Source organism: Blautia wexlerae DSM 19850 (genome assembly GCF_025148125.1).
Classification (GTDB): Bacteria; Bacillota; Clostridia; order Lachnospirales; family Lachnospiraceae; genus Blautia_A; species Blautia_A wexlerae.
Genome location: NZ_CP102267.1, coordinates 1,161,944 through 1,175,025, shown reverse-complemented (window position 1 = coordinate 1,175,025; position 13,082 = coordinate 1,161,944). Strand labels below are relative to the sequence as shown.

General features: G+C 39.4%; 12 protein-coding genes. 1 reads left to right on the top strand and 11 read right to left on the bottom strand.

Translation table 11 applies throughout. The features are described 5' to 3' along the window. Positions 1-161: 161 nt before the first annotated feature. The 5 genes from NQ550_RS05450 to NQ550_RS22440 are packed head-to-tail and all read right to left on the bottom strand — an operon-like array spanning position 162 to position 2,813. Complete coding sequence (locus NQ550_RS05450) at positions 162-809, bottom strand: DnaJ domain-containing protein (protein ID WP_022381072.1); 648 nt, start codon at positions 807-809, stop codon at positions 162-164. Further along, positions 802-1,647 carry a DUF5685 family protein gene (locus NQ550_RS05445; protein WP_025581121.1) on the bottom strand — a complete coding sequence of 282 codons (846 nt, stop codon included), beginning with the start codon at positions 1,645-1,647 and terminating at the stop codon, positions 802-804. Before NQ550_RS05445 ends, NQ550_RS05450 begins: the two co-directional genes overlap by 8 nt. Before the next feature lie 53 nt (positions 1,648-1,700). Further along, entirely contained in the window at positions 1,701-2,111 is a 411-nt protein-coding gene (locus NQ550_RS05440; protein WP_022381070.1) for a TFIIB-type zinc ribbon-containing protein, read from the bottom strand. A 37-nt stretch (positions 2,112-2,148) separates the two neighbouring features. Further along, positions 2,149-2,658, bottom strand: coding sequence for a flavin reductase family protein (locus NQ550_RS05435; RefSeq protein ID WP_025581120.1), 510 nt, complete (start codon positions 2,656-2,658; stop codon positions 2,149-2,151). After that, entirely contained in the window at positions 2,655-2,813 is a 159-nt protein-coding gene (locus NQ550_RS22440) for a DUF6783 domain-containing protein (RefSeq protein WP_320055377.1), read from the bottom strand. The genes NQ550_RS05435 and NQ550_RS22440 overlap by 4 nt, the downstream gene beginning before the upstream one ends. Here NQ550_RS22440 and NQ550_RS22435 point away from each other — a divergent pair. Then, positions 2,745-2,894, top strand: coding sequence for a DUF6783 domain-containing protein (locus tag NQ550_RS22435; RefSeq protein WP_306452300.1), 150 nt, complete (start codon positions 2,745-2,747; stop codon positions 2,892-2,894). The two genes, NQ550_RS22440 and NQ550_RS22435, sit on opposite strands and share 69 nt — an antisense overlap. A gap of 12 nt (positions 2,895-2,906) precedes the next feature. On the opposite strand, the gene NQ550_RS05430 is transcribed toward NQ550_RS22435, so the two are convergent. The 6 genes from NQ550_RS05430 to NQ550_RS05405 all read right to left on the bottom strand — a co-directional run bounded on the left by NQ550_RS05430 (position 2,907) and on the right by NQ550_RS05405 (position 12,757). Then, complete coding sequence (locus NQ550_RS05430; protein WP_025581119.1) at positions 2,907-4,109, bottom strand: class I SAM-dependent rRNA methyltransferase; 1,203 nt, start codon at positions 4,107-4,109, stop codon at positions 2,907-2,909. 458 nt (positions 4,110-4,567) lie between these two features. Continuing rightward, positions 4,568-5,182 carry a GNAT family N-acetyltransferase gene (locus NQ550_RS05425; protein WP_025581022.1) on the bottom strand — a complete coding sequence of 205 codons (615 nt, stop codon included), beginning with the start codon at positions 5,180-5,182 and terminating at the stop codon, positions 4,568-4,570. Next, complete coding sequence (locus NQ550_RS05420; protein ID WP_020993380.1) at positions 5,172-6,767, bottom strand: DUF1002 domain-containing protein; 1,596 nt, start codon at positions 6,765-6,767, stop codon at positions 5,172-5,174. Before NQ550_RS05420 ends, NQ550_RS05425 begins: the two co-directional genes overlap by 11 nt. 112 nt (positions 6,768-6,879) lie before the next feature. Continuing rightward, a complete protein-coding gene (locus NQ550_RS05415) occupies positions 6,880-7,434 on the bottom strand; it encodes a manganese efflux pump MntP (protein WP_008705613.1) in 555 nt (184 codons plus the stop codon). A 678-nt stretch (positions 7,435-8,112) separates the two neighbouring features. After that, positions 8,113-9,744 (bottom strand): recombinase family protein, encoded by a 1,632-nt coding sequence (locus NQ550_RS05410; RefSeq protein WP_044996899.1) that lies wholly within the window; start codon positions 9,742-9,744, stop codon positions 8,113-8,115. A gap of 40 nt (positions 9,745-9,784) precedes the next feature. After that, positions 9,785-12,757 (bottom strand): TOTE conflict system archaeo-eukaryotic primase domain-containing protein, encoded by a 2,973-nt coding sequence (locus tag NQ550_RS05405; RefSeq protein ID WP_025581025.1) that lies wholly within the window; start codon positions 12,755-12,757, stop codon positions 9,785-9,787. Positions 12,758-13,082 lie beyond the last annotated feature (325 nt).

Sequence of the window (13,082 nt, the reverse complement as noted above, 5' to 3'; positions counted from 1 at the left end):
TTCGCAACTGTTGCATATCATTACAGTTGCACATTATCACTTTACTATAGTAATATTTTCACTTTTAATTGTCAATCCAATTATTACCAAAATTCCATTGCCGCAGGCAATCTGGAATGAATTTTGACTACGTTACTGAGAACGGAGTGAACAATAACGTTTTAGCAGCAAAATATGCCGCTTCCCGGGCAACACAGACTGCATGCCATATTTGCCAGGCACAGCTTCATACAATAATCATCACCGCCTGTCGGCATACCTCCAAAAGGATTCTGCATCTCCTGATACCAGTTTCCTCCGCCTTCCATCTGCTGCAAAACCATCTGATACTGTACATTATCCGGTTCCAGACGGATAGCCTGCTTAATATCATTCAATGCATTTACGTTATTTCCAAGTCCCATGTTTGCCATGGAAGACAGATAATACCACTGTCCGTTCCTCTGTGAAAGTGACTGCAGAACATTCATAGCCTCACGATAATGACCGCTCTGGATATAATTGGCTGCCGCCTGCCTGCGCATAGACTCTTCATCCTGATAGCCAGAGTCTGCCTGTCCGGAAAATCCGCCAAAACCACCGTAATTATTGCTGCCATAATTCCCGTAATCGATTCCCTGCTCTCTTTCCTTCATAATCTGCTCATAAGCCTGCTGAACCTGCTTGAATTTCTCCTCAGCCTGTTCTTTATTCGGATTGTCAATATTGGCATCCGGATGATACTTTCTGCTCATCTTACGATATGCCTTCTTCACTTCCTCATCGGATGCATCTCTGGAAATCCCCAGTATACTGTACGGATCAATCATTATCTTTCTCTCCTGCTTCTTTTCTCTTCTTATGTATCACCTCAAACCGACACCATACCCCTGAGTAAAGAATATTTCTCAAAATATCAGTGTATTTTATAATAGGAAGTTTCTCAAACTCCCTGCAGGTCTGCGCCATCATCATGATCAGAATCCGGCGTACCTGCTCATCGAACCCTTCTATTATATATTGTTCTGAAAAAGGATTGTAATTTTTATTTTTTATATCCTCTTCCACATCATCGTATGCATCCAGAAGATAAATAAATTTGCCAAGAAAAAATCCCATTCTGCGCAGAGTATCTTCCCATACATCCTGTTTCCATGCAAAAATCTCTTCCATAATTTTTCCGAAACAGCCCGCCATTTTGTCAATGTCTTTTTCTCCGGATTTCTCCATCTCAGACAATTCACTGAGAAGCTTCTGTATTCTTCGGGATTTATCCGGATATTTCTGATCCAGTTTTTTCACTTTTCCCTGAAGAACTTTTGAATAACCAAGAGCAGTTACTTTTTTTTCATCCTCCCAGTCGTCCCGGCATTTATAATAAGTAAGAAGTACATTCATATCTGCCGCATATTCTGTCACTATATTTCTTCTGACCGGCTGTTTACAGACCGGATGAATGATACATCTTGTGCTTCCCTTTTGTGTGTGCGGCTCATAAAGCGCACTGAGAAGAATCACCACAAATGTCATATCATAAGTCAGAGAAATCTGTCCTGATATTCCATATTTACTTTTGAGTTCTCTGCACAATCCACAGTAAAAAGATCTGTACAGATCAAAATCTTTAAACTTGATTTCAGGCTTATTCATTACTATATAACCAAACATAATTCCTCCAGCCCATAACTTATGATGATCTGCCAGAGCGTGTTTGCAGCAAATCAACGTCTTTTGATAAACTTCTCATGACATTTCGGACATTCAATCTCTACCTTCTGTCCTTTTCCTCTGGGAATACGAATTTTCTGTCCACAACCCGGGCAGGTATAGATATGATGTGTTTTTCTCTGCTCCATCATATTTTTTTCTCTGGTAAACCGGCTGCGGATTTTCTGAGTATATCCCAGATATTTCTGGTTTTCCGCATATCGTGCAGAGATATTTCTGGAAAGGATTCTGAAATATGTATAAATGATAAGAATAAATCCAACTGTATCCAGAACGCCTCCGGCTGCGTTTTGTCTCATAAAAGAACCTACAACAATGACGAAAAGTGCCACACCGAGAGTGAATCTTGCAAAATTATCCACTCCATAACGCCCCTGCATGAATCTGTTTAATTTGTCTTTCATTAAACTACCTCTTTTTTACTGTTTGTAATGCATTTTTTTACTCTCTGACAAGAACTTTCAGGATCTCTGCAATATACATGGTATGGTAGTCTTTCTGCGGATACCACTTACCGTCGTTTTCCCCGGCATCAAAGCATTCCGGTTTAATCTCATCATGATACATTTTTTTGCAGACCATGATCATGTCAGCTTCTTCAATTCCGGCTGTTCCGTCTGTAAAGTAAGGAGTCAGTCCTGCTTCTTTAATCTTGTTATCCGCATTTTTTCCGGAAACCTTTCCGCAATAATTTAATGCCTTGCGATACTCTTCTCCCAGAACAGAAATTGTAAATGTATCTTCCCTGTCCACAAATTCCTTGGTGTATCTCTGAGGACGGATATACACTGTCACTGCGTTCTTTCCCCACATAACACCCATTGCACCCCAGCTTGCTGTCATGGTATTGCATTTTTCTTCATTTCCGGCTGTGATCAGCAGCCATTCCTTTCCAATCTTGGTAAATGGATTCATTGTCAGTTCTTCTGCTTTTACTTCTCTGAAACTCATAATATTATTTCCTCTCTTTCTTTATTGTGTACTCTTATGATGTTAGAGCGTGTCTGAAAAATGCTTTCCGCAAGATATATGTCACAATTTGTGGGAGATTTTGCCCGGATGAGGGTGTCGTAGCGGGCTACGGCAACCGAATTCGGGCAAAATATACCGCAAAGTGGGGCGTGCAGATTGTGGAAATGATTTTTCAGACACGCTCTAGGGGCAAAAGATATTTTGCCCCTACCTGATATGCCAAATAATCATCTGTCATTGCATACCTGGAATATGTAAAACTTCAGATAGTAAGACTCATCTGCCGCCCACAGGATCGGATGATCCGGTGCCTGTGTCCTGTATTCTACCTGGCGAAGTCTTTTATGTACATTCTTTGCCGCCTGTCCGATGGTTTTGGTAAATAATTCATAGTCCATAAAATGAGAACAGGAACAGGTTGCAAGAAAACCTCCGTCTTTTACCAGTTTCATGGCACGCAGATTAATTTCCCTGTATCCTTTTACTGCATTCTTAATAGAATTTCTGGATTTGGTGAATGCCGGAGGATCAAGAATCACAACATCAAATTTCTCACCCTTTTCTTCCAGTTCTGGAAGCAGTTCAAAAACATCCTCGCAAATAAATTTCACATTGTCGGATAAACCATTCAATGTCGCATTAGCGGTTGCCTGATCTACTGCCAGTTGAGAGGCGTCCACACCGGTTACGCTCGCAGCTCCTGCAATTCCGGCATTGAGTGCAAAGGAACCTGTATGTGTAAAGCAATCCAGAACTTTCGCATTCTTACAGAGCTTCTGAATTGCAAGCCTGTTATATTTCTGATCCAGGAAAAATCCTGTCTTCTGCCCGTCCTTTACATCAACTTCATATTTTACGCCATTTTCTTCAATCTGCACAAGTGTTGGAAACTCTGGTCCTATAAAACCCTTAACCATTTCCATTCCTTCCTGTTTGCGCACCTTCACATCGCTTCTTTCGTAAACACCGCGAATAGTGATCCCATCTTCTGCCAGGACTTTCCTGAGGAGTTCTACGATTGTTTCTTTAAAACGATCGATCCCCAGAGCCAGTGACTGAACTACCAGTACATCCGAAAATTTATCCACCACAATTCCCGGAAGGAAATCTGCCTCTGCAAAAATCAGACGACAGCATCCTGTATCTACCACTTTCTTACGATATTCCCATGCATCACGTACACGCTTCTCCAAAAGTTCTTCATTAATATCAACATTTTCATCTCTGGTCATAAGACGTACCGTAATCTTAGAATTAGTATTAATGAACCCTCTTCCCATAGGATATCCGTCAAAATCATGGACAAGTACAATATCACCGTTCTCGAAATTTCCCATGACTGTATCTATCTCATTATCAAAAATCCACATTCCGCCGGATTTCAGAAGTCTTCCCTCTCCCTTTTTCAGAGTTACTACTGCCATTCCCATTCGTATTTCTCCTTGTATTTTTTTATGTTTATCTTTTGTCAATTATATGACTCTGTTTTCTATAGCAGCCCTCATAAATAAGTTACTGTTCACTCCGTTCCCAGCAACACGCTTCGCGATGCAGGAAATATGAACCTCCTTGTGCAATGCCCAAGGAGTATCGTTTGCTTCGCAAACTTAATTTATGCTAATCGCATAAATTCGCGCAGTATGTCTCGGGTTTTCTGTGACCTTCGCTCACAAAAAACACCTCGCGGGATATTACCAGTGAACAGTAACATAAATAATGCATTTAAGACAGTTTCAGGTTTCACGCTCTGATGGGCCGGATTAAGATTCATTATTTACGAGGATTGCTATAATCACATCATTTTATCACATTCATCTCATTTTTTCCATACATAACAAAAAGCAGCCGGCAAAATCGCAAAAATTTCACCAACTGCTTTCCATTACTATTATTGTTTGCTGCTTTTCACAACCTGTGCAGGGGACTTCCCTGATTCGGTTAAATCCTTAAGAAGGATACATCTTGGCAGACCTCCGTAACAGAGTGCCGTTCTCTTAACTTCATATCCATGGCTTTCCATATTATGTCTGCTGAACTGATTATCCGGATGTATGGTGCACATCAGATAATAATATTGGTCTGTATCCAGCAATCTCTCCGCTTCTTCCAGCATATGCCCCTGCAGCCCGTTTCCCCTGTATGCACAACACACAACTGCCGAATCCATGACTGCAACATGGGAAAGCTGTTCCTCATCAAAATCAAGATAAGTTCCCAGATTATCTTCCCTGTTTTCAGGATATTTAATAATGAAGAAACCCGCAACAGAACCATCTGCTGTCTGTGCCACGATCACAAAACCCTGTTCTTCTATATGTGTCCTGACATATTCCTCATCATCAGATACAAACCAGTCCGGATGCTCTTTATCATTCTTCGCTTCATGCATAACAGCCATGATCTCATCCACATCTGTCATCTCTGCTTTTCGTATCCTAAACAATACCTTTGCAGAACCATCCTTATTCTCTGAAATCTGCATGATGCTTTGATTATTCTGCATTTTCCTCGCCGCCTGCAGTCTCTGTGGAATCTGCATCCGTTGTATCATAAGTCTCTGTGCTTTCTCCGTAGAGTTTCTCAAAGAATTTCATTGTTTCATTATATAAGGTCTGTCTGTCATCATCTGAAAGTTCTCCAAGCTCCGGACTTGCCTGTGCATCTGCACTTAATCCGAAGATTTCCTTCATGGACTTATCTACCATATTGAGCTCTGTGCTCATGTAAATTTCAGTTCCATCTGCCTGATAAGAAGCTGTGCCTTCTGTAAGAATTTTCAGATATGCCTTCTCCACATTCTTAGCAAGAGTTGCACCATTTTCAGCATCAAGAGTTACGGAAGCTGTTGCTGTTTCATCTTCCATAGCTGTTGTAAGAGCAGTGGTATCGCCTTCATATTCTCCCTTGCAGAAATTCTCAGCTTTATCAAACATGGTTTTCTGATCTTCTGTCAGTGCAGAAGTATCCAATTCATCTGATGTGGTATCATTTTCTGTATCATCTGTTCCTTCATCGGAGTCTGTATCACCTTCATCTGTATTTCCAAGCGTACTGTCATCCGTAGTTTCATCACCATCCGGCTCCTGCGGTTCCTCTGTTTCGCTGAGGTCTCCGTCACTCTGATCGTCCCCGTCGTCCTCAATCAGACCTGAATCCTCCTCCAGCGATGGATTCTCTGTGGAACTCTCTACGATATCTCCGCCTAAAGCACTGTTATCCACATTATTCAGGATATCATCACCATCTGCTGGATCACCTGCATTTACAGTGTCATCCTCTTCATCATCAATATCACCAAGCTCATCATTATCACCGGATGTATTCTGTTCTACCTGCTCCAGTGTTGCTTTTACATCATCATAATTGTACTCCTGCTGCGCAATCTGTTTCAGAAGCTCTACGATCTTATTAATCTGGTCAGAATCCAGATTTACATTATTCTGCTGAGCAACATTTACTACGATATTATAGATATCATCCACATTCTGGACATTATCTTTGATAACCTGTATCTTCGAGTTATTCATAACAGTAGTTGCATCATTCTTTCCAACCTCATCAGCCAGATTTCCTGTCACTACCATTTCCTCTGTAGCAAGTTCTTTCTTCGTGCTGTCAAGCTGCTCCCCTGTAGCTGTCTCGTACGCCATCTGAATACCTGTAAGCGCTCCGGTGCCGGATACCTCAAACGGGCAGGCGGCTACAACTTCACAGTTCTTGACACCTGATGTGGAAAGTGACGTTGCGATCATGTTACATGTTACCCAGTTAAGGTTGGCTGTTCTTACTTTGATACCGCCTGACTGAGTCGGCTTTACATATGCACAGCTTACTGTTCTGGTTCCGATCTGCTCTAACGGTACATAAGCACTCAGATGATCTCTCTCATCCTGATTAGTAATCGTGAGGATCTGTACCTGGTTACTGTCTACATTAAAATATTTCATCATTGTATTCTTCTGGTCCTGAGTAAGATCAGCTCCCAGTGTCACAACCTTCACTGAATCTGCCATTGTCGGTACAGCAGTTCCTGAAAGTACCAGACATGCACTGCATAAAAGTGCTGCTGCTGTTTTTACTTTTTTCATAATAGAAACCTCCCTGATATGTTATTTAAATTATTCAGGCGGATAATCATTTCATGCCTGTTCATTAATAGTAGTATTATAACACGTTTGAGTTGAGATTTGTAATTATTATTTATATCATTCCCAGTCCTTCCAGCAGGATTTTTGTACCTATGAGGATAAGGATAATACCTCCGCATAATTCCGCTTTGGATTTGTATTTCATTCCGAAAAGACTGCCTATCTTTACCCCTGCTGCTGAACAGACAAAGGTGATCACACCGATAAAGGATACTGCTGATACGATCTCTACTTTCAGAAAAGCAAATGTCACTCCCACTGCCAGTGCATCAATACTGGTAGCCACTGCAAGGATGAACATGGATTTTATATCCATATCCGCATTTACATGTTCTTCCTCTTTCGATTCTTTGATCATGCCGGCACCAATGAACACCAGAAGGACAAAAGCTACCCAGTGACTGTATCGAGTAACCTTATCTGCAAAGAATCGTCCGCCAAAATATCCCACAAGGGGCATTAATGCCTGAAATCCCCCGAACCATGCGCCTGCGATACACATATGCTTTGCATTGATTCTGCCCAGGGAAAGGCCCTTACAGACAGATACTGCAAATGCATCCATAGACAGGCCTATCGCCAGTATAAAAAGTTCAAAAATATTCATGTGTTTTTTGCTCCTTTTCCTGTATAAAATAATTTTTCAGTAACATAGAACCCTTCCCGGAAGACTTTTTTATGTTATCTGAGCTGCTGTAATATTCCTGCAGCATAAAAAAAGAGACACACAGACAGCTGTTTTAACTGTCCATGAGTCTCATCGTTTACTGTAATACCGGGTGCATATGGCACCATTATGTCGATAGTACTACACACTCTTCAAAACATATCTGAAAAATGTTCCGGAATATGCCGATTACTCCCTCGCGGAGAATGGCCTTATTTTATCATATTGATCTATATTTATCAAGTAGATTTTTTGTCAGTCTGGAGCTCATAAGCACCACCTCGTTACTGTTCACAGAAACACGCTTCACGATGCCAAAAATATGCACCTCCTAGTCAACAAATATCAATCATGTATTGACTCAAATGATGATTCTTTAAATTCCAGTCATCAGTTTCCCTGACATACGTTGACTTATATGACAATTCTTCAAATTCCAGTCATATGCTTTCCCGATATTCGTTGCCTTATATGGCGATTCTTCGAATTCCAGTCATATGCTTTCCCGGCATTCGTTGACTTATATGGCAATTCTTCGAATTCTAGTCATCATTTTACCCGGCATTTGTTGACTTATATGGCGATTCTTCGAATTCTAGTCACCTTCTCATCCAGTTTTTATTCTAGTTTAGACAATAAAGCGCAACTTTCAACGGTACTTTCGTTATCCCAACAAAGTTCCTGTGTCTCCCTGTCTCCAAAATACACTGGAAAACGGAACTTTATGTGCTTCAGGAATCTGCCATCTGGCTGCTCCTGCTCGTAAATGTCCACCTGTTCCACAAAGCTGTTAAGAAATTCTTTCTTCTCCAGGTCGGTGAACTTATCATATAGTTTATCAAAATATAAAAGAAATTGATAGACGTTTTCTTCTGATATTTTCTGTTGCTGGATATTCAACAGGCGGTTCTTGACTTCTTCTATACTGTTCTCCACGCCTTCAATCTCATCATACAAACGGTATAACCTTGTCTCCATATCCTGATATTTCTTCTCATAAAATTTATCCATGATATCCAGGCTATCCATCTGCTGTCCAAGTCTTGCTTTTGCTCCGGTCAACTGCCTGTGCTGCTTTTCCAATCCTTCAATCTCTTTTTCTATTTCTTCTGTATCTATTCTTGAACCGATTTTATTCAAAATTGCTTCTTCAAATTTAGGATTCTTCACCAGCTTACGAATAACTTCTTCTACTGCATTGTTAATCTTCTCTTCACTCCATTGTTTACGATATCCGCATTTATGACCATCTACCAGGCGACGATGTTTACAGGCATAATAGAAATAATCCTTATATAAGGTTCCGTCTTTCTTTTTCTTTCGGTTCACGTTTCCATACATACCGCTTCCACATAACGGGCATCTCAATATCCCAGATAAAATATGCTCATGATCAAGACTATGTGTCTTTTCATATTTCACACCTGTTTTTTCCCGTTTTTGATGAGCCAGCTCCCAGTCTGTTTCCGAAACGATTCCTTCATGGATACCATCGTGCAGCATATAATTTTCCTGTTTTACAATGCGATATTCATTTCTTGTTCCTGAAACTTTCTCATTCTTCCTTCGTCCATAAGCCAGCTTTCCACAGTATACCGGATTATCCAGAACGCCTTTTATAAACGAAGAAGCAAATGCATCCAGTGTATTATTCTGTCGTTTTTTCTTTTTATATCCATGCTGGTTCAGCCATGCAGCAATCGCTGAGATTCCCATATTAGTATGAATAAATTTATCATAGATCAGGCGAATAATCTCCGCTTCGTCCTCTGCGATTTGCAATTCTCCATTTACCAATTCATAACCATATGGAGCAAACCCGCCGTTCCATTTTCCTTCCCTGGCTTTCTGCTTGCGTCCTTCCATTGTCTGAACAAGGATATTCTCTCTTTCAATCTCTGCCACCGCAGACAAGACAGAAATCATCAACTTTCCACTATCTTTTGAGCTGTCAATCCCATCTTCTACACAGATCAGATTCACTCCAAAATCCTGCATCCTCTGCAAAGAGTTTAATACATCTGCCGCATTACGACCAAATCTGGAAAGCTTGAACACCAGTACAAACTGCACCTCATCTGTTCCATTCTCAATATTATCCAACATTCTCTGAAATTCCGGTCTGCCCTCTACGCTCTTTCCAGACTTACCTTCGTCTGAATACTCATTTACGATTTCCATGTTCTGAAATTCTGCATATCTCTTAAGTTTTTCTCTCTGGGCATCCAGACTGTAACCATCTACCTGCATGGTTGTGGATACCCTGGTATATATATCGCATTTAATCTTTTTATTCACTTTTCCTCCCTTCCTCAGAACATCCCAAAGCAATTTCCAACAATTCAATTGCAACTTGTGAATTTCTGATACGCATTAAGTTATCCCAGACATCAGCTTTTCCAAGTAGATTCATCCCGCCATGCCATACTATTTCATCATCAATAACAGCAAAACATTCTTCTACTTCTGTTCTTGTTATCACATTTATTCCTACCAATTGCATTGCTCTGATTAATTCATAACATACATCTGACTTTCCGTAAGTAATATCTTCCGGATCTGTTGTAATAACTGTGACCTTTACCCCTACTTCCTGTCTCTTCTTTATTAGTAATAAAAATCTGTCAATTTTATCCTGTCTGATATCCGGACTGGAAATTACCACCATTTTTTCTGACTCTACAATATCTTGCTCGAATTTTTCGGTATAATTTACAGAATCAAATATTGCATTTATTATTTGTTTAGGTTGCAACTCTTGCGTCCAGATTGAAAATCCCATCTTCCTATATGTTCTCAATCTTTTTGCATACATTTTATCAAAATAACGCACATGCGAATCGATATAATCATACACATAAACGGCTTCTTTTCCGACATAATCTCTGTTTAATCTACCTACATACTGTTCCAGGCGTCCTTCAAAAGATACAGGTGCTGCAAGCATTAATACATCCAGTCTTGGGAAATCAAACCCTTCTCCTATTTTCTGACCAGTTGCCACCAAAATAAGCGATTCATTTTCAGGTATCTGCTTTAATTTTACTCTTATTTCAGCATTTTCCTTATCCGAATTATCCCCATACAGAAGGAATACATGATCTGCTTTTTCCTTTAAGGCATCATGTAAAAATTTTGCATGTTCCTTAAATCTTGTCAAAATTACAGGAGTTTGTTTTCTTGCAACACAAGTTATAACATCATCTATGATCATTTCATTGCGCACCTTACTGGTACTAATCAAATTATATGCTTTATTAATATTATCCTTGCTTTCTGCAGTATCAACTACTCTTGTGTATCTTGGGACAAAATAATGTCCAATCCCCTGTTCCTTAGCCCTCTCCAACGCAGTAAATCTATGTCTCAAAGGTCCCAGCAGCATATAGATAATCCGATCAAGACTGTCGCCACGTTTAGGCGTAGCAGAAACACCATACACGTATTTTGCATTTATTTTCTGCAATAATTCCATAGATGTATTAGAAGCTGCGTGATGACATTCATCCATAATTACCATTCCGTAAGAATTAATTCGTTCATTAAATTTTCCTCTGCTGTACATCGAACCAACCATTGCAACATCTATGATCCCCGTCAATGTATTTTTATTTCCGTGCAAAACGCCTATCACACTACTTCTTTTTTTCTTTCTTCCTGTTTTTGTTTCATATTCCGGTGGTTCTTCTCTTATCTCTAAAAAATGATTCAATTCATCAACCCATTGATTAAGCAAATCTTTACTTTGCAGCAAAATGAGCGTATTTACTTTTCGCTCTGCAATAAGGTAACTACATACTACAGTCTTTCCAAATGCAGTTGCCGCACTCAAAACCCCATCTGAATGTGATAATAATTTTTCTGCTGCTAATTCCTGTTGCATTCGCAAATCACCTTTAAAAGATACTCTAATAGGTTGTCCTGTTTCTCTTTGATCTGAGACATCAACTGAAATGCCTGCTTTTTCACATTCCTGAATAACATTTTCACGCAGTCCTCTCGGAATCTGTATATATCCATCTATATCCTTACCTAAATATACAGTACTAAAATTATAATAATTAGAATATCCCAGCCTTTTATTTTTGTAAAATTCCGGATTATCAAATGCCGCCAAACTACGAATCTGATTTTGTATTCTTGGCATAAGATTCAGAGTATCTATATAAACTCCATTTCCTAATACCACGTGCAGCTTGCCCACAACATCTGAATTACAAAACTCGCATTTCTTCTTCCATGGTTTCGGTCTGACATTCTTCTCAATATTAGTAAGCAATCCTCTGACTTCTGCTAATTCTCTCTGCCATTTTGCCATGCATTGTTCAATATCTTCTATTCCCAGCTTTCTTGTTTTATTAAAAAGAGCATCCCATTGATCAGGATATGCATTCCAATTTTCATCTACAAAAGCACTATTTCCATTTTTAAGTGCCTGCCCCTGTAATGGCAATGCAATTAAATTACCTATGTTGCTTGCCACATCCTGCGAAGGATACATTCTATCATAATAATGAAACGATTTCAGATTGATGGAAGTTGAACCCTTGTCTAACAGGAGAAATCCAAAATTCCTTGCTGTTGCTGCAGGTATTGCTTTTTTAAAGAAAATCCATACATGGGCACCTTTTCCAGATCGAGATCTCTCAACTAAAGGTCTGATACCATTAAGCTCACACATTTTTCTAAGCGCATCCACTTCTTTATGCCACTCATTATCCGTATTTGCAAAGTCCGTAACCTCTGCTCCTTTTTCGTGATTATCAAAATCAAATACAATAAATCTGCATGTACCATTTGGCAGTAAAGGATATACACCTATTACATCTGATCCATCTTCTTTTGTGCCTAACAAATGATCAATTATTTTTTTCACATCCAAACTAATCCATTGGGTATTTTCACATTCATCACACAATACCTTCTCTTTACGTTGTTTAGGGCAAAGCCGGTCATTCCAACGATTCGCACATTGTGGAAAATAGCCCCCGTTCTTTCCTCTTCTGGCATATACATCTTCTCTTCCCCAAAACATCGAAAAGAAACGTATTGCCATTTTCTCTGTAATATACGGTGGATTTACAATACGATTCCCTTGATCCAGGTCATATTCTTCTGCACTTTCTATTTTTTCTTCAAAAGGATTCACCTCTTCATATGAAATGCCTGCTTTCTTCAATTTATCTTTTAATATCTTGTTCTCATATTCAAGCAACCTAACCATCTTTCTCAATGAATCCGCATCATATGCTTCTATGTTCAAACCTTCCACCTACAATTCTTATTATCTCGTAACATAACTTTCATTTAATGTCCCAACTTTATTTTAGTACTTGTTCCAACCATTTTCAATACTTATTTTCCGTATTGACGCATTTCTTCGCCAATCGTATAATTAAGTTAGATACAGAACATTTCTGTTATCAAAATATTGCCCGCCCACCATTGGCGACTTATAAATGATTGGCTCGAAAATATTGTTCGCTTACCGGAAGCGTCTAATAAATGTCCGGCTTGAAAATTATTTAGAAATAATTTCTGTTTTTGATATTGTGTTTTTATCACACATTGCATATACTATAAATACA

What these genes read in the sequence shown, in the direction of transcription:
- NQ550_RS05430 (WP_025581119.1), bottom strand. Translation starts at nt 4,109, where the DNA reads ATGGGAATGGCAGTAGTAACTCTGAAAAAGGGAGAGGGAAGACTTCTG.
- NQ550_RS05410 (WP_044996899.1), bottom strand. Translation starts at nt 9,744, where the DNA reads ATGCAGGTAGATGGTTACAGTCTGGATGCCCAGAGAGAAAAACTTAAG.
- NQ550_RS05420 (WP_020993380.1), bottom strand. Translation starts at nt 6,767, where the DNA reads ATGAAAAAAGTAAAAACAGCAGCAGCACTTTTATGCAGTGCATGTCTG.
- NQ550_RS05435 (WP_025581120.1), bottom strand. Translation starts at nt 2,658, where the DNA reads ATGAGTTTCAGAGAAGTAAAAGCAGAAGAACTGACAATGAATCCATTT.
- NQ550_RS05440 (WP_022381070.1), bottom strand. Translation starts at nt 2,111, where the DNA reads ATGAAAGACAAATTAAACAGATTCATGCAGGGGCGTTATGGAGTGGAT.
- NQ550_RS05415 (WP_008705613.1), bottom strand. Translation starts at nt 7,434, where the DNA reads ATGAATATTTTTGAACTTTTTATACTGGCGATAGGCCTGTCTATGGAT.
- NQ550_RS05425 (WP_025581022.1), bottom strand. Translation starts at nt 5,182, where the DNA reads ATGCAGAATAATCAAAGCATCATGCAGATTTCAGAGAATAAGGATGGT.
- NQ550_RS05450 (WP_022381072.1), bottom strand. Translation starts at nt 809, where the DNA reads ATGATTGATCCGTACAGTATACTGGGGATTTCCAGAGATGCATCCGAT.
- NQ550_RS05445 (WP_025581121.1), bottom strand. Translation starts at nt 1,647, where the DNA reads ATGTTTGGTTATATAGTAATGAATAAGCCTGAAATCAAGTTTAAAGAT.